At 45.4% G+C, this 21385-nt stretch carries 18 protein-coding genes; 4 read left to right on the forward strand and 14 right to left on the reverse strand.

Annotation, left to right across the window (positions count from 1 at the left end; genetic code table 11):
* Nucleotides 1-72 precede the first annotated feature (72 nt).
* The 4 genes from MKZ12_RS19365 to lpdA all read right to left on the reverse strand — a co-directional run bounded on the left by MKZ12_RS19365 (nt 73) and on the right by lpdA (nt 5162).
* A complete protein-coding gene (locus MKZ12_RS19365; RefSeq protein ID WP_339256184.1) occupies nt 73-1524 on the reverse strand; it encodes a dihydrolipoamide acetyltransferase family protein in 1452 nt (483 codons plus the stop codon).
* A 56-nt stretch (nt 1525-1580) separates the two neighbouring features.
* On the reverse strand, nt 1581-2567 hold the full coding sequence (locus MKZ12_RS19370) for an alpha-ketoacid dehydrogenase subunit beta (protein WP_062835245.1): 987 nt from the start codon (nt 2565-2567) through the stop codon (nt 1581-1583).
* A gap of 2 nt (nt 2568-2569) precedes the next feature.
* Nucleotides 2570-3598, reverse strand: coding sequence for a thiamine pyrophosphate-dependent dehydrogenase E1 component subunit alpha (locus tag MKZ12_RS19375; RefSeq protein WP_339256186.1), 1029 nt, complete (start codon nt 3596-3598; stop codon nt 2570-2572).
* A gap of 139 nt (nt 3599-3737) precedes the next feature.
* Nucleotides 3738-5162, reverse strand: coding sequence for a dihydrolipoyl dehydrogenase (gene lpdA / locus MKZ12_RS19380; RefSeq protein ID WP_339256188.1), 1425 nt, complete (start codon nt 5160-5162; stop codon nt 3738-3740).
* 224 nt (nt 5163-5386) lie between these two features.
* On the opposite strand from lpdA, the gene MKZ12_RS19385 reads away from it, so the two are divergent.
* Nucleotides 5387-5704: a DUF2627 domain-containing protein gene (locus MKZ12_RS19385; RefSeq protein ID WP_339256190.1), complete on the forward strand. Its 318-nt coding sequence runs from the start codon at nt 5387-5389 to the stop codon at nt 5702-5704.
* 63 nt (nt 5705-5767) lie between these two features.
* Nucleotides 5768-6115 carry a potassium channel family protein gene (locus MKZ12_RS19390; protein ID WP_192133999.1) on the forward strand — a complete coding sequence of 116 codons (348 nt, stop codon included), beginning with the start codon at nt 5768-5770 and terminating at the stop codon, nt 6113-6115.
* A gap of 8 nt (nt 6116-6123) precedes the next feature.
* Here MKZ12_RS19390 and MKZ12_RS19395 read toward each other — a convergent pair whose 3' ends face one another.
* Complete coding sequence (locus tag MKZ12_RS19395) at nt 6124-6336, reverse strand: hypothetical protein (protein WP_253438764.1); 213 nt, start codon at nt 6334-6336, stop codon at nt 6124-6126.
* 175 nt (nt 6337-6511) lie between these two features.
* Between MKZ12_RS19395 and MKZ12_RS19400 the strand changes: the two genes are divergently transcribed.
* The gene (locus MKZ12_RS19400; protein ID WP_339235429.1) at nt 6512-7111 is read left to right on the forward strand and encodes a thymidine kinase; all 600 of its coding nucleotides are present in this window, start codon (nt 6512-6514) and stop codon (nt 7109-7111) included.
* Nucleotides 7112-7230: 119 nt separating this feature from the next.
* Here the strand turns inward: MKZ12_RS19400 and MKZ12_RS19405 are convergent, their stop codons facing one another.
* The 5 genes from MKZ12_RS19405 to MKZ12_RS19425 all read right to left on the reverse strand — a co-directional run bounded on the left by MKZ12_RS19405 (nt 7231) and on the right by MKZ12_RS19425 (nt 14536).
* Entirely contained in the window at nt 7231-7707 is a 477-nt protein-coding gene (locus tag MKZ12_RS19405; RefSeq protein WP_017687614.1) for a hypothetical protein, read from the reverse strand.
* A gap of 532 nt (nt 7708-8239) precedes the next feature.
* Nucleotides 8240-8890 (reverse strand): hypothetical protein, encoded by a 651-nt coding sequence (locus tag MKZ12_RS19410; protein ID WP_339256192.1) that lies wholly within the window; start codon nt 8888-8890, stop codon nt 8240-8242.
* Nucleotides 8891-9212: 322 nt separating this feature from the next.
* Nucleotides 9213-10250, reverse strand: coding sequence for an NAD(P)/FAD-dependent oxidoreductase (locus MKZ12_RS19415; protein WP_339235435.1), 1038 nt, complete (start codon nt 10248-10250; stop codon nt 9213-9215).
* A 159-nt stretch (nt 10251-10409) separates the two neighbouring features.
* Nucleotides 10410-12380 (reverse strand): AraC family transcriptional regulator, encoded by a 1971-nt coding sequence (locus MKZ12_RS19420; RefSeq protein WP_339256194.1) that lies wholly within the window; start codon nt 12378-12380, stop codon nt 10410-10412.
* 191 nt (nt 12381-12571) lie between these two features.
* Nucleotides 12572-14536: an AraC family transcriptional regulator gene (locus MKZ12_RS19425; protein WP_339256195.1), complete on the reverse strand. Its 1965-nt coding sequence runs from the start codon at nt 14534-14536 to the stop codon at nt 12572-12574.
* A gap of 204 nt (nt 14537-14740) precedes the next feature.
* Here MKZ12_RS19425 and MKZ12_RS19430 point away from each other — a divergent pair, with 204 nt between their 5' ends.
* The gene (locus tag MKZ12_RS19430) at nt 14741-15550 is read left to right on the forward strand and encodes a FlxA-like family protein (protein ID WP_339256197.1); all 810 of its coding nucleotides are present in this window, start codon (nt 14741-14743) and stop codon (nt 15548-15550) included.
* 263 nt (nt 15551-15813) lie between these two features.
* On the opposite strand, the gene MKZ12_RS19435 is transcribed toward MKZ12_RS19430, so the two are convergent.
* The 4 genes from MKZ12_RS19435 to recN form a co-directional block, all read right to left on the reverse strand.
* On the reverse strand, nt 15814-16770 hold the full coding sequence (locus MKZ12_RS19435) for a GGDEF domain-containing protein (protein ID WP_339256199.1): 957 nt from the start codon (nt 16768-16770) through the stop codon (nt 15814-15816).
* A gap of 419 nt (nt 16771-17189) precedes the next feature.
* Nucleotides 17190-17996: a sporulation transcription factor Spo0A gene (gene spo0A / locus MKZ12_RS19440; protein WP_062835258.1), complete on the reverse strand. Its 807-nt coding sequence runs from the start codon at nt 17994-17996 to the stop codon at nt 17190-17192.
* Nucleotides 17997-18190: 194 nt separating this feature from the next.
* The gene (gene spoIVB / locus MKZ12_RS19445) at nt 18191-19519 is read right to left on the reverse strand and encodes a SpoIVB peptidase (RefSeq protein ID WP_339235449.1); all 1329 of its coding nucleotides are present in this window, start codon (nt 19517-19519) and stop codon (nt 18191-18193) included.
* Nucleotides 19520-19639: 120 nt separating this feature from the next.
* The gene (gene recN / locus MKZ12_RS19450) at nt 19640-21358 is read right to left on the reverse strand and encodes a DNA repair protein RecN (protein ID WP_339235453.1); all 1719 of its coding nucleotides are present in this window, start codon (nt 21356-21358) and stop codon (nt 19640-19642) included.
* Nucleotides 21359-21385: the final 27 nt, after the last annotated feature.

Genomic DNA, 21385 nt, shown 5'->3' on the forward strand with positions numbered 1-21385 from the left:
TGAGCACTTGTCCATAGACAACAGGAAAAGTGCACGGCCTCCGGCACATACACTTTCCCGTCTACTATTTACTTAATACACCGTGCTCTCCATGGTATATCCTTCAAGGTTTTCTTTGACACGTTGCAAGAAACGTCCGCTGATTACGCCATCCAGGATTCGGTGATCCAGCGACAGACACAGGTTAGCCATCGAACGAACAGCGATCATATCATTAATAACGACTGGCTTCTTAACAATCGATTCAAATGTAAGAATAGCTGCCTGTGGATAATTAATGATTGGCTGGGACAGGATTGAACCGAATGAACCTGTATTGTTCACCGTGAACGTACCACCCTGCATATGATCAAGCTTCAATGTACCTTCACGTGTTTTGCGAGCCAGTTCATCCACTTCACGGGCCAGACCTGCGATATTACGCTGATCGGCATGTTTGATTACCGGTGTAAGTACGGAATCTTCGGTTCCTACTGCCATGGACAGGTTAATGTCCCGTTTAACGATAATTTTGTCTACTGCCCATACGGAGTTCATGATCGGGTAGTCTTTAATCGCGTTAACGACTCCCTTCATCATGAAGGACAGATATGTCAGATTGATGCCTTCCTTGCGCTTGAACTCATCCTTGAGTTTATTGCGCAGCATTACGAGATTCGTCACGTCTACTTCGATCATCGTCCATGCATGCGGGATTTCCGATACGCTCTGACGCATATTCCGCGCAATCGCATTACGCACAGGGGTAACATCAATGAAATACTCCGATCTTCCCTGGCCGCCACCTTCTACTTCGATCTGTGGAATTTTCGGGCTTTCGGTTAGATGAATACCTGAATGTCTCACAGGAACGCCTGCATCGGACGCTGAGATCGCTTCTCCAGCGGTTAAACCCATGTCTCCATTTCCACGATTTACGCCACTGAATGGAGAAGCAGACGGCACACTAGAAGGTGTATGCTGTGCAACTGGAGATGATGCTTGTGCAGACGCAGACGATCTAGCCACATTACCTCCCTGTGCAACAAATGCCAGCACATCTTTGCGGGTAATACGACCACCTGCTCCAGTACCTTGGATGCTTTGCAAGTTCAAACCATGCTCTGCTGCCAGGGATTGCACTGCCGGGGAATACCGATTACGCATCGGCTGATTAGGGTCATGTGCTGCTGTATTTGAGGCGGCCACAGGAGAATGGCTTACATGTTGCTGTACATGCTCCTGTTGCTGCGATACTTGTGTTACCTGTTCAGCCGCTTCTTCGTCAGAAGCTGCGACCTGCATGCGGCAGATTGCTTCACCAACAGCAATCGTTGTGCCCTCTTCCACCAAAAGATCACCCATAATTCCATCCACCGTGGATGGAATCTCGGCATTGACTTTATCCGTGATTACTTCACAGATCGGCTCGTACTGTTCCACACGGTCGCCCGGTTTTTTCAACCATTTGCCTATGGTAGCCGAGACCAGCGATTCCGCCAATTGCGGCATAATGACCTCGATCCATTTCATACGTTCAGCCATTTGATTATCACTCCAAACTTTACTTTTAAACGATTAAACGATCCAATAAAACGAAATTAAAACTCGGCAAGTGTACGCATTGCTGCTTTGGCTTTGTCCTTGCTCAGCATGTAGAATTTCTCCAATGTTGGGCTAATTGGCATGGCTGGCACGTCAGGTCCACAGAGACGCTGAATCGGTGCATCCAGTTCAAACAGACATTCCTCACTAATAATCGCGGCAACTTCGGCACCTACACCACCCGTTTTGTTATCTTCGTGAACGATCAGCACTTTGCCCGTCAGACGAGCGGAAGCAATAATCGCTTCACGATCCAGCGGTTGCAATGTGCGCAGATCCAGAACGTGTGCTGTAATGCCTTCCTCACGTTCCAGCTCCTCAGCAGCCTGCATGACAAAATGCAGCGGCTGGCTGTAGCCGATCACCGTAATATCCGCACCCTCACGAAGTACGTTGGCTTTACCAATCGGAACGATGTAATCATCTTCAGGCACATCTTCCTTGATAAGTTTGTAGCATTTTTTATTTTCAAAAAAGAGGACCGGGTCTGGGTCGCGAATGGCCGCTTTGAGCAGTCCTTTGGCATCGTATGCCGAATAGGGCGCTATAATTTTAAGACCAGGTGTACCAAAGAAAATCGATTCCGGGCATTGGGAGTGATACAACCCACCGAAGATTCCGCCACCAATCGGCGCGCGGATAACAATCGGACAACTCCAGTCATTGTTGGAACGATAGCGGATTTTGGCCGCTTCACTAATGATCTGGTTTGTTGCCGGCAGCATGAAGTCCGAATATTGCATCTCGGCAATCGGCTTCATGCCATACATCGCTGCACCGATGGCAACACCTGCAATAGCGGATTCGGACAACGGTGTGTCCATGACACGCATCTCGCCAAACTGATCCTGTAAGCCTTTGGTTGTGGTAAACACACCACCTTTGACCCCTACGTCTTCACCGAGGATAAAGACATTCTCATCCCGCTCCATCTCTTCTTTCATCGCGAGACGGATTGCATCAATATATTCCATCACTGCCATACTTACCGTCCCCCTTCTTCGCTGTCCGCATAAACGTGCGTCAGAGTGTCCTCAGGTTTCGGATATGGCGCGTTGTCTGCATATTCAGTCGCTTCTTTCATTTCCAGCGCAAGCTGGGAAGCCAGATCCGCATCCCGGGCTTCGTCCCAGATGCCGCAATCAATCAGATAGTTCTTCATGCGAAGCACGCCGTCCTTCTTCCAGTTCTCTTCAACTTCTTCCTTGGTCCGGTAAGCCAGATCATTGTCAGAAGTGGAGTGTGGAGAGAGACGATACATCATCGCTTCGATTAGTGTGGGGCCTTCGCCTGCTATGGCACGTTGACGTGCTTCCTTCACAGCAGCGTATACTTCGAGCGCATCGTTACCATCTACACGCAGTCCGGGGAAACCGTAACCGAGTGCACGGTCCGATATTTTACCGCTAAGCTGCTTGTGAATTGGAACCGAAATCGCATACTGGTTGTTCTCACACATAATAATGACAGGCAACTTGTGTACACCTGCAAAGTTGGCTCCCTCATGGAAGTCACCCTGATTGCTTGATCCTTCACCAAACGTAACAAAAGAAACAAATTTTTGCTTCTTCATTTTGGCAGCCAGCGCAAACCCGACAGCGTGCGGAACCTGTGTTGTAACCGGGCTGGAGCCCGTCACAATCCGCAGCTTTTTGTGACCGAAGTGACCCGGCATTTGCCGACCGCCACTATTCGGATCTTCGGCTTTTGCAAAAGCAGACAGCATCAACTCACGCGGAGTCATGCCTACCGCCAGTACAAAACCATAATCGCGGTAATACGGCAAATAATAATCGTCATCCCGGTCCAGACCAAAAGCAGCGCCTACTTGCGCAGCCTCCTGCCCTACACCGGATACGTGAAAGTTAATTTTGCCAGCCCGTTGCAAGAGCAGGCAACGCTCGTCAAACTTGCGTGCGAGCAGCATGTATTTGTACATATCCAATACTTCACCATCGCTAAGTCCCAGCTGTTGATGCCGGTGGACCGCGTCTGCAGTACCTTGTGAACTCATATGAGGTACCTCCTTTTAATCAGAGCCTGTGCCACTCTTACTACCCGATCTTATAACCTGGTACTAAGACTTGGCTTAACCTTATTATAATCCCTTTTACCCAAAAAAGGAAAGAACCTTTCTCATAAGCCTCTTTGGCTTACATTCCAATGGCCTTTCCATCGACCGCCAGCATGGCTTCACCCATGATTTCCGACAGAGAAGGGTGTGGATGAATGGTTTGGCCGACTTCCCAAGGTGTCGCATCCAGCATCTGAGCCAGTGAAGCCTCAGCGATCAATTCCGTCACATGGGTGCCAATCATATGTACCCCCAATATATCATTCGTCTTGGCATCTGCGATCACCTTCACGAATCCATCACGACTTCCGTGAATGAGCGATTTGCCAATCGCCTGAAACGGGAACTTTCCTGTTTTAATGTCATAGCCACGTTCTTTGGCTTCACGCTCGGTGAATCCAATGCTGGCTGCTTCCGGACGTGTGTACACACATCGCGGTATACGGTGGGATTCAACGGCATGTACCGTTTCCCCTGCCAAATGATTGACAGCGAGAATGCCTTCATGACTTGCCGCGTGCGCAAGCTGTAGACCACCAATGCAGTCGCCAATGGCGTAGATGTGACCTTCACCGGTCTGTAGCTGTTTGTTCACAGCAATGAAGCCACGCTCCAGCTTGATATCCGTATTTTCGAGTCCGATATTTTCGACATTGGCCTGACGTCCAACCGACACGAGCATTTTCTCCGCTTTCAGCGTTTCCTGCTTTTCGTCACCAAGCTGCACATCAATCTGGATGCCATCTGTATCCGTGCTATAGGTTTCCGTTAGCACTTTGGCTCCTGTCAGGAAACGAACCCCCCGCTTACCAAGCAATCGTTGCATCTCTCTTGCAACATCCTCATCCTCTGCAGGCAGCACGTGAGCAGCAGCTTCTACCACCGTGATGTCTACACCAAAGTCATTCAGCATGGATGCCCACTCCAGTCCAATCACACCACCGCCGACAATAATAAGTGATGCAGGAAGCTCGTCCATACGCAGTGCTTCGTCACTGCTCATAATAAACTTGCCATCCGGTTCCAGCCCTGGCAGCACACGTGGACGTGAACCAGTAGCAATAATGAGATTGGTCGGCACAACCGTATCCATCTCCCCATCTTCAAACTCTACAGCGACCGCTCCGCTCTGCGGGGAGAAGATGGAAGGTCCGATCACGCGACCGTTCGCGTGTACGACCTGGATTTTATTTTTTTTCATCAAATATTGAACGCCCTGATGGAGCTGCTCCACAATCGCATCCTTACGCGCCTGTACTTTGGGAAATACAAGTGTGGCTCCAGCTGTCTCAATACCATACGTCTCGCTCTCCTGAATCTCGGCGTACACTTCCGCGCTTTTCAGCAAAGCTTTGCTCGGAATACACCCACGATGCAGACAGGTTCCGCCGAGCTTGTCCTTCTCAATAATAACCACCTGTTTTCCTAGCTGTGCAGCTCGGATTGCGGCTACATATCCACCAGTTCCTCCTCCAAGAATTGCTACATCACATGTAATTGGCATCTCTCATGCTCTCCTCTATGAATCAAATTTCAGTATCATTTATGATGGCTTGAATCATGGTTTGGAATATACCCTCTATATGCCATTGTACTCTCCTTGAGCAGTCAACTCAAAGTTTGAACCAATCACACATGGACAGCCCATGCATTCCAAGCTATGATGGAATCAGGTATGATCTGTAAGCGTAACCTTTATTTAATGTCGACTTTGGCAGAAAGGGTATAATGCTCATGAATACAAGATTGGTATTTGCGCGATTTTTGGCGATTGTTGTTCTGGTCATCCCCGGTTTAATGGCAATGAAGGGTTTTCTGATGATGAAAGACGCCCTGTTCCTATATTATGCCGAGCACGGGAACGAACTGATTTCACCAGGATTCCAGTGGCTTTCCTTTGGCGGTGGACTTGTCCTTTTTGCCGCAGGTATGAGTTTTCTGGGAGGCTGGATCTTGTTCCGTGACCGCAAGCGTAATTATGTAGGTCCCCGTTTCCGATCCAAAAATGTACCCGAAAAAGCAGAGACGCCCGGAGGGACTCCTTGAGTCCGGGCTTTTTGTGTGTTTTTACAACACACCGCCTACTTTACATAGACAGGATGGATCATCATGGTATCATTTTTAATCACGTTACAACGACTGCTCAAAGGCATTTTCCATGCGTTCAAAGACCCCAAGTTTCTGGCTTTGTTCGCGTTAACGGCAGCAACGTTGCTGTCAGGCACTTTGTTTTACACTCGTGTTGAAGGTTTGCACTGGATCGATGCATTATACTTCTGTGCGGTTACTCTGACTACGGTTGGACATCCTGAATTTGTGCCATCCACCGGATTCAGTAAAGCCTTTACTGTCATCTACATGTTTGCAGGCATAGGTCTCACCTTTGCCATGATTGCCAGAATTACAGCAGGTATTCTATTCCCTCGCAAATTAAAGACAGAAGAGGACCCGGAGTAATCTCCGGGTCATTCGTATAAGGCATCCCGCAGTTTGGTAGACATACGTGATTCTTTGGAAGAAGACTTCAGGATCGTTCTGCGCAGCGTCAGGTTACTTGCCTGCAGTCGCTCCGCTTCTGCGAACAGTTCTGCAAATAAGGCCTGCGCCGCTTCATCTAGTGATGCCTGCTCTTTCAGGCTTTCATATCGTTCTTGAAGTGATGTTAATACTTCACTCATCGTAAACACCTCTTTTCATAACTCCTAGTAACAGCTGCCGGAACCAACGGCTTAACATTCCATATAGTAACACAAAGCTGCACAGATTAGTTCTGGCTCTTACCAAAGATTTTGTGGTACTCTGTAATGGTCGCTTTTTTTGTTGAATCCCGTATGTGAGAGGAGTAGCAGCACCGTGCAAACAGGACGTATTACCGTAATTACTGGACCCATGTTCAGTGAAAAGTCCGGTGAACTCATTCGCCGTTGTCAGAAATTAATTCAATTTGGCCGTAAAAAGGTTGTGGCCTACAAACCAGCCGAGGATGATCGGTTTGCCCAAGATGAAATCGTGAGCCGAATTGGTTATCGATTGCCTGCTCATTCCATTCCCCGGCAATTAACCCCGGAATCCGTAGAAATGATCCTGAATCAAACCATAGATGCTGATGTTGTTGCATTTGATGAAGTACAATTTTTCAGCAGTGCCATCATGGAACTGGTCTCGGAGCTAGCCTATTGTGGCAAACATGTTATTGTGGACGGACTTAATATGGATTACCGTGGTAAGGAATTCGGATATATCGGCGGTTTGCTTGCCATGGCAGATGACATTGAGAAACTCTCGGCTTTCTGTGCCGTATGTGGTAGCCCGGATGCTGCCTTTACGCAACGTATCGTCAATGGGGAACCCGTTACCTTGGGTCCGGTTGTTATGATTGGCGATTCGGAAGCTTACGAGCCGCGCTGTCGTTGCTGCTTCATTCCTCCTCACAAAGTTGAATGCTCATCATAGTTTCTAAATGATCTCTAAGATCCTCCAAAAAGCCCTTTTTGGGCTTTTTTTGATTATCGCAGCGAACTTTTGCACAAAAAAGCACCGCTTTGCAGCGATGCTTACAGGATCACTTCCCGCTAGTCCCGGGAAACAAAATATTTGTTGGTCATGTAGTAAGCGTCACCACGCGACGTTTCCACCATTCCTTTTTTGGCATCCAAAAATACAATCTCTTTACACTTCGTGCAGTACCATTTCGTGCGCTTGTATGGAGATTCCGTCACGTAAGCCGTGCCGCATTTACAATCAATCTTCATTAATAACTCGGTTGATTTATAAGCACTGGACAGGCGTTCCAGGTTATCCTGTTGCTGTGTAGGCATAATGGTCTGCTGATAATCCGATAGATGATTCTGAACCTTAAAGTCTGCTACCAATCCTGCATTCAATCCAAAAAACTCCTTGCCGATTTCGGTCACGAAGCGCTTCTCATTTCTGTAGCAATCCAGCCACTCAATAATCTGCTTATTAGACAGTGGAACCGTACCCTTGATACCGCTGTTTAAGGTGTAGGTCATGATGTATAAAGTATCGTCTTGTCTACCTGAGTACATTAGAATCCTCCTTCGAATACATTTGCTAATGTACTACAAAAACGCGCATAAATCAAAAAATTCTTATTTCCTGAGCGCATCTCTTCTTATTAAATGGGAAACATTCCTCTTTCATCCGCCAAAGACTTACAAGAACTGCATACACCTGAAACATTTCCCTGCGGTGCCGCATAATGCACGACCGATCTGACGTTTTTCTTACATATGGAACAGTAGTGCCTCCTTTCTTTTTTTGGGATATAGTCCGATAGCTTCACTACATTTTGGTTCTGTCGGAATCGTTGTAAGAAGCCCAGCCATTTCATCTCGCTTCACTCTCTCTTGTTCGCTTACCTCGTAGTCGTTTTTCGCTTTTGGTTAAAAATTATCGCGCCTTCTGTTATGTATACGATTCCAAGTTGTGCATGCCTATCTCATAATCTATTCGACGTTTTGGGCGTTTTTCCTGTTTTAATCTCTACACATATAAAAAAAACCGACATAACCTGCTTTCCTTCCTTTTGGAAGAACAGTATTTTAGTCGGTTCCCACCTTATTTATAAAAAGTTCCCAGAACGTCCAGCTCTGGTGAGCGCTCAATTCGAAACGGGTAGATATACCCCTGATTCATTCGGGTAAATTTGCGACTCCACAGATCCAGTCCGGATGTGAACTGATAGGCCTGATATATAAACTTGGAACAGTAATTACGCTCAATACTGCGAAGATTGGTCTGCAAACGGTAGAATTTCACCTGCTTGTAATGGTCCTGTACCCAACCGGCTGCTTTCATGCCTGCCTCACTCAGCCTGGAACGGAATACAATGAAGCGATCTCCTTCATAGAAACGTGTGAGATACCAGTCTAATGAATCAGCAAATACAGGCCCATAAGGATGCACATGATACACTTTGCCGTCGAGCCCAATAATCCCCATATGCCCGGCGTAATACGTTGATTCCGAACTTGGTGTGTACACAATATCTCCAGGCTCCAGCTTCATCTCGCCTAATGCGTTAATGGGCAAGTCTTGATGCAGCCGTTTGGCTGCTGTACGTTCACGCCGTCCTTCAACCAACAAGCGATGAAGTGCCCCGGCAAGTGCAAGATATATTTCAGACCATTTGATCTTTTTTTTATCAGATCGTTTGAACCACCGCTGGATGAAGGTGAAACCTCGCTGTGGCTGTGATCCCTTTTTCATACGCTGCACTCCACTCTCATCTATTTATTGGATCTATATATAAAAATTATTTTCACTGACACTACGATGACAGAATAATCTTCCAATCGCTATAATCCCCAGACTTTTTCTGTCCTCTCCGTTATTGTGTAAATGATTATTTCAGATGATGTTTTTGTCATTCTAATGTATCTCAGGCTTATTATAGACATTTGGTAGCACATGTTCAATTCGGCAACCATTGTGTCTGTTGAAATTATGCCTTCTTATTACCCATTTTATGCAAAAAAGATGACTTCGGGATTAACCCGAAGTCATCTTACTCGTATCCAAATGTAACCCTCTATTCTTCTACAACACCAAGGGCTTTATTTTTCTCCTTAAAGCGACTGTTATGGGAAGAAACATAAGCCACTTTTTCCGCTTCAGGGTCCATGTAAAGCTTTGCACTATTCACCGCAAGAGCAGCATCAGTGAAAGTACCCGCAATCAGATAAAGTTTACTACCATAATCTACAAAATCACCTGCAGCAAATACGCCCGGTATATTCGTTTGTAATCTCTCCGTTGTAGTGACGTGCCATTCGCCAAGGTCAAGTCCCCAATCCCGAATTGGACCAAAGTCACTCTTCATGCCATGGTTCACAATGACAGCATCTACTTCAAGCAGTTCAGTCTCGCCCGTGTCCACATGTGAGATGGTCACTTGTTCAATCACATCGCCACTCATACTATGCAATGTCTCTACCGCATAAGGTGTACGGACATCTACTGAGGATTCTCTCATGCGCAGTACATTACGCTCCAACCCGCCAAAACGGTCACGACGATGCACAACTGTCACTTGCTCTGCCAATGCTTCCAGTTCATTCGCCCAGTCTACAGCAGAGTCGCCTCCACCCGAGATCAGTACCCGTTTACCCCGGAATGGCTCGAGTTCCTGCACGGTATAGTGCAGATTGCTAACCTCATAACGGTCAGCACCTTCAAGCTCCAGCTTGGCCATTTTATATATACCATATCCGATTGCCATAATGACGGTACGTGTCCAGTGTTGTTCACCTGTTGCAGAAGTTAACAGAATTGTGCCATCAGGTTGACGCTCGAATCCTTCGATCTGTTGTTCGAACACAAGCGTTGGATCGAAAGTTCGTGCCTGTTCTTCCAATTGTTTAATCAGATCCTCACACAGGATTGGCGTCACACCCCCGACGTCCCAGATCATTTTCTCCGGATAAAATAACATGCGACCGCCTAATCTGTCCCGTGCCTCAATTAACTTGGTCTTCATATCCCGCATGCCGCTATAAAAGGCAGAGTACATGCCCGCAGGGCCACCGCCGATAATGGTTACATCATAGAGTTCCAACTGCTGATTCATATTAAAAATACCTCCGTTAATTCGATCCAGAACATCGAGTATTTGATATCGATTCTCATTATCACTTAAATCCTAGTGTAATGGTAATCTTATCAAAATACAATGGCTAAAAAACAAACATTTCTTGTACAAAACATTTACGAACTACTCTGTACTCCACTATTGCGCTCTTGGAGCCGCCAACAGCTTTTCAACGACAAAATCAAGTTGTTTATTGATTGAATAGATATCTGAATAGTAGAAGAAATCAAAATCAATCTCAATCAGACGACCTTCCTTGATCGCAGGGATGCTGCTCCAAATTGGATTATCCGTCAAGTTATCTGCCCCATCGTATACAGAGCGGAATACATAGTCACCGATATATTCAGGCAGTACTTCCATGGAAATACTGGAGCCAGCTGCCTCCGAAACCACATCAATTTTTTTCTGTACAACCTCAGGCGCTTTCATTCCCAAGTACTCATATACCGCCTGAGATCCTCGGCCAAACTGTTTGCTCTCTACAATGACCATGCCTTTCAAACCGCCCTCCACAATGGAGATCGTTTTGTCCAGTATGCCTGCATCTGCAAGAGTTTTCTTACTCTCTTCTACTTTGGTTTTGAGATTGAGGAGTAACTTCTCGGCTTCCTGCTCTTTGCCAAAAATACTCGCTATACTATGCAGTCTTTCTTCTGTTGTCATTTTCTCGTACGGAATATATACAGTAGGTGCAATATCCTTTAATAACGTATATGTCTCTTCAGAAGGAACAATGATCAGATCCGGATCAAGATCAATGACAGCTTCAGGATTCGGTTCAAACCAGGTACCCAGTGCATTTACACCTTCAAGCTCACTCTTGTATGCAGCCCCGTCATATACATCTGAGGTAGCGATCGGCTTAACCCCAAGGGCAACGACATCTCCCTGGAGATACAGAACAACAACCCGTTTGGGGTCAGCTGGGACAACGACCTCACCCTTAACCGTCGAGACCGTGCGTGTTTCATTGTCCTTGTTGGTCTGGTTTCCTGTGTCTGATGACACGGTCGTACTGCTGTTATTGGAACTGGCACCCGTTCCTTCGCCAGCTGTTGGTGTGGTTGTACCTGAAGAGCAGGCTGAGAGCAGCATCGTTATGCTCAATAGAGCCACCATAATCATACTTGAACTTGTTTTTCTTCTTTTCATTGGTGTAGACCCTCCGTCTATATATTGATAATGATTCTCATAATCAATATATCCTGACTTCCATCTACGGCCAATGGACGATTCAGATATTTGTAATGGACGATCCTCTGCTCTCGCTTCTTCTCTCCTGTTTCGTTGATACTGGATTGGTGAGATCCCCACATGTTTTTTGAAGATACGACTAAAATAATACACATCCGAATAACCCACTTCTGCTGCAATTTCACCAAGCGTTGCATCAGATCGTACAAGCAGAGTACGAGCCTTGGCAAGTCGAGTCTGAATTAGATAATCAATCGGACTGTAACCCGTTTTTCGTTTGAATTGCATGGATAAATGACGAGAGCTGTAGTTGAATTGTTCAGCCAGAGAATCAAGCGTGACCTGTTCCCTGTAATGGTTCTGTATGTAACGAAGTGTTTGTTTCACCGGATCAGCATGTTCTGTTTTGATCTCTTGCTCTGTTAGCTGAATCAGCATTTCATGAATGAATTGGTAAAATAAACTTTTCGTATGAAGCAGATCCAGACTGCCGGACTGTGCCCATGCATCTTCAAGCTCATCTAGGTAACGTAACAGTCCAAGCGGACTATTCGGCGTAAAACCATATTGCAAAGAGAACGGTGCAACCTCAGGCTGTGTCAACAACCACGTTTTGCGATAACCAGGAAAGGCAAGGAATGCTCTGTAATAGAGCAGTAGATATTCCAAATCTTCATTGGTTTGAATATCCAATGAAGCACCCTTGGCCCCATGAAGCATGAAAAATCGCTCTGCCTTGTATGCTCGTCCATCCAATTGAAGCACAGCCGATCCTCGGATTGTATATATAAAACCATTTGCCGGAAGTGTGTAGGAACTCAGTTGTTCCCCCGCCTCCATAACGATCCGGCGTATATCCAGAACCTTAACAGCGGCAAGATTCCAGCATTTTATCTGTTCATCTATTTGCATCAATTACTCTCCAATCCCAGCCTCATCCGGAACAAAGACCTTACAAGGCATCATTCTGTCACACATCCGACAACATATGCGGAGCAGAGTTTCACTAATAATATACTTTTATTATAAATGATAATAATTTTCATTATCAACTGTAATTTTAGAGTGGAGTTGGATTTCATCTCATCAAGCACTTGTTACGCTTATTTTGGTTCAGAGATCTTCGTAAACCACGCGGCCAATTCCTCTGTTTGATCCAATGTTGCAATGGGATCAAAGTACCACGAACGATCGGGGCTCCAGATAAACACACGATCATTTTTAACCGCATCCAATGAGCTCCAGACCGGTTTTGATTTCAACTCTTCGAGAGTCAGATTATCTGCTGTAAGAATGATGTAGTCACCAGCAAATTCAGGAATTGCTTCTGAGGATACTTCCACTAGTTGATCCTTCATTAAGATCTCTTTTTTATCTGCAGGAGGATTCAAACCAAGCGCGCTGTAGACTGCTTGACCTCCCCGACCAAAATTATCACCAAAAGCTAATGGGCCTTTATCATTGAACTGCATGACCGACACCTCGGCTGCTGGATCAATCGCCTCACCGACACGCTTCTTGGCATCTGCAATTCTTGCATCATAATCGGCTAACCATGCCTCAGCTTCTTTTTCTTTATTCAGCACTTTACCAAAATAGGCAATCTCTTCGTGGGTGTTTTTCAATTCGCCAAATGGAATAACTAACGTAGGTGCAATTTTGCTAAAGGAATCAAATAAATCAGGATTACCTGTCACAATCAGATCCGGCTCAAGTTCCAACACTTTTTCGAGAGAGATGGTTTCGTATTCGCCAATATTTTGCACACCCTCAAGTGACTTGATAAAATAAGGATTCTTGAGGTTCAACTCGGGTGTACCCACAGGCTTGATCCCCAGGGCAATTAGGCTCCCTAGATACAAGTCAACCACAATCCGTTTAGGTTCAGCAGGGATTGTAACATTTCCCTTCACCGTTGAGATTGTACGTGGTTCAGATGTTTTACTTTCACTCTCTCCTGTTGCTGTTTTCGTAGAACTTGACGCACTATTGCTTCCAGATGCATCCACGTTTGAATTACTCGCAGCCCCTGTAGAGCAGGCACTTAACAGTAAAGTAAGACTTAGTAGAATACTCAGCAGCATTCCCGTTCTTGTCTGTCTGTTCATTTTGATTGACCCTCCATGCTTATATTGATAATGATTATCACCATCACTATAAACATACCTTCCACTTCCGCCTCTGAAAATGTCATTTCGCGCCACGCTTGATGTCAGATCAGGCCAATATAAGGGTTCTGAGGTCTTCTCTTTGAATTGCAAAGGAGAAAGACCTGTATGTTTCTTGAACATACGTCCCAAATAATAACCATCCGGATAACCGATACCGGCTGCAATCTCATCCAACGTGGCGTCCGTTTGCAGCAACATCTCCTTGGCTTTGAACAACCGAAACTGAATCAGATAATCGATGGGACTGCTTCCCGTCGACTGCTTGAACTTGCGTGACAAGCTTCTTGGGCTGGTGCCAATCATGTCTGCCAAAACATGAAGTGTAAGTGGCTGGGTATAGGAAGCCTCTACAATTTCAATAACTTTGCTGACTTGATCCATCATACTTGGATAATAACGATTGGATACAAGAGGAACCTGTGACGATATCTGCTCCACAAATGCATAAAACAAACTCTTGACCTGAAAGTGCTGAATGGGGTTCTTTTGCTCCCACAAAAAACGCATCTGCTTCAATTGCTCATATAGAATGGTTGGCATATCGGGGGTAAAGCCATAGTTCAATCGAAACGGATTGATACGCTCCATTAACCTTCCCAGATCGGTTCTTCCTCTGCTAGGTAGGTTAGCTTTGTACATCAAGTAATAGAAGCGCAATCCGGCTTCGCCTGCTTGAATCACCAATTTGCTCCCTTTACCGCCATGGAGAATATAAAAGCGACTCACTTCATACGTTGCGTTGTCAATCATCACTCCAGCTTCACCCTGAATGGTGAGCACAAAGGTACTTGCTGGAAATTTGTATTTCATCTCTTCATATGCCTCTAATTCCATGTAACGGATATCTGCTATACTCACCGCAGCATAGTTCCAGAGGATATAATAATCATTCCACATTTCGCTAACCCAACTCCGTCTTCATGTATTATGTCTTGACTTCCACCCACTTATTGATAACCATTATCAATTATTATGATGAAGTACGCAATACAAGCGAGGTAAATGAGACCATCCTGACTGACATAAAGCTATTCAAATCCTTCTCTTAACATCCGATATATGTAAATAGAACCATGATAAAGAGAGAAGGAGAATGAGGATATGAATTCAATCTCATCTGCAACCAAAAGCAGTTTCACTCCCGGGAATCAAGTCTCCAGTCGGGATAAAGAAATTCAGGGACTTATGCAGCAGAAGGTCCGGCTCAATGAAGAAATACAAGGGGTAAAAACCAATGATGAGTTGGATACCAAAACCAAAGCTCAGCGGATTAAATCCTTAACAAGCTCCATATCCCAGATCGATAGCCAAATTGCTCAGATTAAAGCAGAGGAATTGCAAGAGAAGAACAAATTAAGACAGCCCGAAAAGACTCAACAGCAACAACCCAAACCTAGCGATGAGACACAAGCCCCTTCACTGGATCATCTAATCAAACATAGTCAGACTTATGATCAATTGGGTAAGCTCGTCGGTTTGCGTGATCGCATGCAGGGCTCCATTCAGACCACTGAAGGGGAGACCCGCTTCGACCGACTCGTTCTGGAGATCAATCCTCCTGCAAATAGTTCTGATCTCGGCAAATCAATGATGTTGGAAAACTCAGAGCGCACCGTCTTTCAGGCAAAACGAGAGGTTGTTCAGGACATCACTTCTCAGCTCAGCAAGGTCAATCAAAAGATTGGCGATCTGGTGAAAGAGATCCATCAGCCTGCACCTAAAGAAACAACACAACCTCCGATCTCTGCAACATCTGGAGAAGAAGATCAGGAAGTAAATGAAGGAAAGAAAAAGGAAAGTAAGGAGCCATCAGATGGGGGAGCCACGAATCAGAAATCCGGAAACGGCACGCAAACTCCGGCTTCCGCCTCTCCAGCTACGTCATATCCATCTGTAGATATTCGAATCTGAGTACCATTTGCTCAAACATAACTTATATGTATACATATTAGGGTTGAGGTGTTTTGTTTTCATAGCAAAGTTCTCAACTCGCATCCAATGATAGAAAAACCACTATTACAGGTGACTAACTCCTGATAAGTAGTGGTTTTTCTTCATTTCTGCATATTAATGGTATAGGTTTAAAACGATGCTTCACTTCTTGAGGTTCATTCTGTCCTCTATATTCTCTTATAAATGTATGTTTCAATTTATTTCGTATGCGAATTCCACTTCTAACATGGATTGCTTGTGGTATCATTTGCACAGATGATGCTGCCGGCAATCGCTTTACAGCCTTTTTTGATCCGTGTGGCCTCATCAATAATCTGATCTATGTTTTCATATTTTTGCTTGCTGTTGGTGACAACGGCGATGGATACCGACACCAGAGGAATGGGCCGAGTCTGCCCGGAACGTCCTTCCCCCAGAACATATTGATGATGCCAATCTTGCTCGTTGTAAAACATCTTTTTCATTTCCTCAAAACCTGTGATGACTTCCTCACTAATCTGTTGGTAATCATGGTGGTTCAGGATGATAATAAAATCATCACCACCGATATGTCCAAGAAAAGCTTCAGGGAAAACAAAAAGCTTGCGAAGCAAGTTAGCTGTCGCCTGAATAAGCTGATCCCCCATTTTGAAACCGTAGCTATCATTGTAGGATTTAAATTGATCGAGATCAACGTACAGTACGCTAAAATGGTCCAACTGAAGCGCCTGATATAGCCGTTCGTCGATGATATGGTTCCCTGGAAGGCCTGTCAGCGGGTTCATAAAAATAGCCATCTCAGCCCGCACATCAGCAACAGCAAGCAGCAAACGGCGAATACTCACAGCTCCATAGAAACGTTCGCCTGACGTGACCAGTACAAGGTCATATATCTCGCCTTCATCTCGATCCATGGCTAGAACACTGACATCAGTGATCTGTTCCGAATAATCCACGACCAAAGCCTGTGTGTTCATCACCAGCTCTACAGGACGCCCCATATACAGGTTATAGCCATACTGGGTGCCAATCTGCTGAAAGAATCGCGGGCGCATCATCAATGACACCCCCTTCTCCCCCATAACAGCTATACCTTCGAGACTGGGATCGGACTTGAAAAGATGATAGACGATATCACATTTTGTATCAGATTGTACTACGGGAATCGGTTCAGCAATCTCGCCTATTTGCGTAAACATAGTATTCTACTCCTCTGTTCGTAGCATCTAATCCAAATTTCCCAAATCCATATGTAGGTCTTTGTCAATGGTCACATCGTACCACTTTCTACTCAAAAAAGCGTTAACTGAGGGTAAAAGTTTATGAAAGATTTCCTTCTACTGAAAATTAACTAAATCGTATTACTCTAATACTGAATCTCAAATGCTGGGAATAATTCGTACACAGATCAATTTCATCATTTTGCTTCATAATAGTTTAAAGCAAAAATACCGTCATTTACTGGATGTACTACATCCAATAAATGACGGTATTCGTTAGCATATATCTCAGAAGTTGATCGCCATGAAATGTGCCAATTCAGATATTTATCGCCAAATTCATGCGGCTGGAAACTAATCTGAATACAAGTTTCCTCCCCGCATCACTCCTGATCCTTTCAGGACACCTTATGCTCAATTCTCAGCTTGTCTGCAACCATCGCAATGAATTCCGAGTTCGTTGGTTTCGACTTGCTGATGTTGATCGTATAACCAAACAAGTGGCTGATGCTGTCGATGTTACCACGCGTCCACGCCACTTCAATGGCATGACGAATCGCACGTTCGACGCGAGAAGGCGTTGTTTTGAATTTTTCGGCGATTGCCGGATATAATGTTTTGGTGATAGCTCCCAAAATTTCGATATTGTTATACACCATCGTAATCGCTTCGCGCAAATACTGATATCCCTTAATATGCGCAGGTACACCGATTTCATGTATGATGGACGTAATGCTTGCATCCAGATTTTTGTGTTTGCCCATTGGCACGACATTGGATTTCATAAACATGGATGAACCGCTGCTTGTAGACATCGCAGTCTGTGTTCCCACCAATTGACGTACACGGTTCGCAAGCACTTCCATGTCAAACGGCTTGAGAATGTAATAGGAAGCTCCGAGTTGCACGGCACGCTGTGTGATATTCTCTTGTCCGAATGCCGTCAGCATAATGACTTTAGGCTGTGGAGACAGGTTCAGGTTGCGCAAGCGCTCAAGCACACCCAGACCGTCCAGATGAGGCATGATGATATCCAGAATCAATACATCCGGCACATCCCGAGTTTGCTCCAGCAATTGCAGTACTTCTTCTCCATTGTATGCAATACCGGTTACTTCCATATCTTCCTGCTCAGATATATATTCGGCAAGCAAATTCGTAAATTCACGATTATCATCGGCCAGCAATACCTCAATTTTTTGCAAAACGGTATCCTCCTTTAAATTAAACATCGTTTCGTACATTTCCTTACAGGTTAAATTTTCGACACAGCAAGTTAAATTCCTCCTGTCGAAAATTATTTTTCTTTATTTTTTTTTCTCAATCCTATATAATAAATAATTTATTTCATTATCCGATATATTATGTTTCGTTTCGACAAAAAAGAACCTCAGGCTGATTATCCAGCCTTGAGGTTCTTCGTGTTTTCCTTTTTCATCATCACACCAGCATCTTGTAACATCCATTCAATGAAGCAACCATAACCCGATTTCGGATCATTCACGAATACATGAGTAACTGCACCGATCAACTTACCATTTTGTACGATGGGGCTGCCGCTCATACCTTGAACGATGCCTCCGGTCTTATCCAGCAGTTTCGGGTCCGTAATTCGTAGTACCAGACCTTTCGTTGCTGGCTCCGTTTGATCTGCCACATGGACAATGTCAATGGAGAAGCGTTCAACTTGTTGACCGTCAACCACGGTAAGTATTTCGGCCGGTCCTTCTTTGACTTCATGTGAGAAAGCGACGGGAATACCTTTTGAATACAAACTGTGCTCAGGATTTCCAGACATTTTACCAAAGATACCAAAAGCCGTATTGCGTTCAATATTGCCCAAAATTTTGCTTTCCTTGAGGAAATGAGCACGTTTTTCACCCGGATCACCGGTCTCACTTTTCGAAATGGACGTCACATTGGACTGAACAATCTGACCACTACCCACAACAATAGATGTTTGTGTATTCATATCTGTAATGACATGGCCCAGTGCGCCGTATACGCCCTGATCGGGAGCATAGAAGGTAAGTGTGCCAACGCCGGCTGCGGAATCACGAATGTATAAACCAAGCCTCCACGCTTGATCCTCGGAGTCATAAGCCGGAGTCAATCGAGTCTTGACTGTTTCATTACCACGTTTCAACACAACATCAATACCTTTTTTACTTTTCCCTGCAAGCTCAACGGCTTCAGAGACACCTGCCACGCCATCCAGACGTTTACCATCCATATGCGTGATCAGATCTCCGAGCTTAATGCCTGCGTTTTCTCCTGGCGATACACGCTCATCCTGCCCGGAATGGACTAGATGATGGCCAACCACCAGAATGCCTGCCGATTTCACTTTGACGCCAATCGTTTGACCCCCGGGTACAACACGCAAATCCGGTATCACATTCACATGCACTGTTTTGACCGGAATTTTCCCCCACAACTTCAACGTTAATTTGGCATGTCCCGTCTGTTGTGGGTTAAGATGCAAAGGTTGTTGACTCGTAACATGCATCGCGGCCTGATCATCCAAGCCAACAATATCTGGACGATCTACAACGGCGCTTGAAGCAGCAGGTACAGCGAGCCGGACATCTGCTTGCCTGCCAGCAAACACCTGCAATTCATCCGGCAGTGAAGCATAACTTTGCACAGGCTGAATGGCCTGGCTAATCACACAAAGAAAGAAGGCAAATAAAAGACCTAGCAATTTCTTCCTGAGGGGGGAATTCAATGGCTGTCACACTCCCTTTGCTTCTTTCGCTTGACGAAAGGTGGTCGCCAATTGCGTACCTTTAAGATAACCTTGCCCCCAGGCTTTTATTACTGTCAATCATTACGCCAGCCGTTCGTTTCACCCTTTTTTGGCTTCCGCCAAATTCAGCATTTCCTGTGCGTGGTGCAGTGTTTTTTCTGTAATTTCCACACCACCTAGCATACGTGCCAATTCCTTCACTCTGCCTTCGTCTGACAGCGATTCCACTTGCGTCATCGTCCGTCCATCGTAGACATGTTTCTCAATGAGATACTGATGATCTGCCATACAAGCCACTTGTGGCAAGTGAGTTATTGAGAAAACCTGACAAGTCGAAGAGAGACGGAACAATTTTTCAGCAATGGATTGAGCCGCTCTACCGCTAACTCCAGTATCAACTTCATCAAAAATCAACACAGGTATCCGATCATGTCGTGCAAAGATACTCTTCATCGCCAGCATCATTCGCGACAACTCACCACCTGAAGCAATTTTGCCCAGTGGTCGTAATGGCTCGCCCGGATTCGGTGAGATCAGGAATTCCGCATTGTCAGCACCCTGACGATTCAGACGAATACGGCGTCCATTCCATTCTATACCCTTCGGATCTTCAAATGGGGTAATCTGAACACGCAGTGTTGTGCGTTCCATCTGCAGATCTTTGAGCTCACTTTCCACCTGTGCAGCAAGTTCTTCCGCGCATTGTTTGCGAACCTTGCTGAGTTCTTCAGCAGACTCCATCACAAGGTTAAGCATTTTGTCACGTTCAGCTCGCAATTTCTCCAGCCGTTCGTCCTTGTTCTCCAGTTGATCGGTTTCATGGCTAATCTGCTCATAATAACTCAGAATAAGTTCAACACTGTCCCCGTATTTCCGTCTGAGGCCAGAAATCAGATTCAGCCGTTGCTCCACTTCTTCCAGTCTTGCCGGATTGAATTCAATCTTCTCCCGATAATCCCTTAACTGGAATGTCGCATCTTCCAATTGATAAAATGCGGATTGCAGCTGTTCCACAATGGGTTGTAATCCTTTGCTGTCATATCCAGAAATGTCTTCAATTCTTGAAAGAGCAATGCTCACAGCTTCAAGCCCTCGTTGACCACTGAGCAGATCATATGCACCAGCGACACTGTCCATCATTTTCTCACTATGGGATAGTTTGACCCGTTCTTCCCCGAGTAATTCATCCTCGCCACGTGTAAGGCTTGCAGCTGCGATCTCCTCAAGCTGAAAGCGATACATGTCCAAGAGTTGATATGCCCGCTGACTCGACTCCTGAAGCGCACGAAGTTCTTTTTCCGCCGTGATAAACTTGCTGTAGCGTTCTTGGTACTTCGCTTTGACAGGTCCGATTACTTCCGAGCCATAGGTATCAAGAAGCCCCAGATGGCTCTCTGCACGCAGCAAACTCTGATGTTCATGTTGTCCATGGATATTGATTAACTTCTCGCCTACTTCACGCAGCATGGTCAGATTGACCAATTGTCCATTAATGCGGGACGTACTTTTCCCCTGAGTATTTAACTCACGTCGAATAACCAAATGCTCTTCCGGCTCACAATGGATACCAAGCTTCTCTAATGTCTGCCATACCGGATGACTTTGTTCCATCTCAAACAGAGCTTCCATCTCTGCCTTCTCGCATCCGTACCTAATCAAATCAGCCGAACTGCGTCCACCTGCAATTAAGCCAAGAGCATCTATAATGATCGACTTCCCTGCACCCGTTTCCCCTGAAAGTACATGGAATCCCGGATGGAATACAACGTCCACTTCTTCCACCACAGCCAGATTGCGAATCGATAACGTAACTAACATCTGCAAAAACACCTCCGGATGACTACC

This window comes from Paenibacillus sp. FSL R5-0713 (genome assembly GCF_037973325.1).
Classification (GTDB): domain Bacteria; phylum Bacillota; class Bacilli; order Paenibacillales; family Paenibacillaceae; genus Paenibacillus.

Bases quoted from the DNA above. Each gene is read 5' to 3' on its own strand.
- MKZ12_RS19365 (WP_339256184.1), bottom strand. From the start codon at position 1,524: ATGGCTGAACGTATGAAATGGATCGAGGTCATTATGCCGCAATTGGCG.
- MKZ12_RS19370 (WP_062835245.1), bottom strand. From the start codon at position 2,567: ATGGCAGTGATGGAATATATTGATGCAATCCGTCTCGCGATGAAAGAA.
- MKZ12_RS19375 (WP_339256186.1), bottom strand. From the start codon at position 3,598: ATGAGTTCACAAGGTACTGCAGACGCGGTCCACCGGCATCAACAGCTG.
- lpdA (WP_339256188.1), bottom strand. From the start codon at position 5,162: ATGCCAATTACATGTGATGTAGCAATTCTTGGAGGAGGAACTGGTGGA.
- MKZ12_RS19385 (WP_339256190.1), top strand. From the start codon at position 5,387: ATGCTCATGAATACAAGATTGGTATTTGCGCGATTTTTGGCGATTGTT.
- MKZ12_RS19390 (WP_192133999.1), top strand. From the start codon at position 5,768: ATGGTATCATTTTTAATCACGTTACAACGACTGCTCAAAGGCATTTTC.
- MKZ12_RS19395 (WP_253438764.1), bottom strand. From the start codon at position 6,336: ATGAGTGAAGTATTAACATCACTTCAAGAACGATATGAAAGCCTGAAA.
- MKZ12_RS19405 (WP_017687614.1), bottom strand. From the start codon at position 7,707: ATGTACTCAGGTAGACAAGACGATACTTTATACATCATGACCTACACC.
- MKZ12_RS19410 (WP_339256192.1), bottom strand. From the start codon at position 8,890: ATGAAAAAGGGATCACAGCCACAGCGAGGTTTCACCTTCATCCAGCGG.
- MKZ12_RS19415 (WP_339235435.1), bottom strand. From the start codon at position 10,250: ATGAATCAGCAGTTGGAACTCTATGATGTAACCATTATCGGCGGTGGC.
- MKZ12_RS19420 (WP_339256194.1), bottom strand. From the start codon at position 12,380: ATGCAAATAGATGAACAGATAAAATGCTGGAATCTTGCCGCTGTTAAG.
- MKZ12_RS19425 (WP_339256195.1), bottom strand. From the start codon at position 14,536: ATGTGGAATGATTATTATATCCTCTGGAACTATGCTGCGGTGAGTATA.
- MKZ12_RS19430 (WP_339256197.1), top strand. From the start codon at position 14,741: ATGAATTCAATCTCATCTGCAACCAAAAGCAGTTTCACTCCCGGGAAT.
- MKZ12_RS19435 (WP_339256199.1), bottom strand. From the start codon at position 16,770: ATGTTTACGCAAATAGGCGAGATTGCTGAACCGATTCCCGTAGTACAA.
- recN (WP_339235453.1), bottom strand. From the start codon at position 21,358: ATGTTAGTTACGTTATCGATTCGCAATCTGGCTGTGGTGGAAGAAGTG.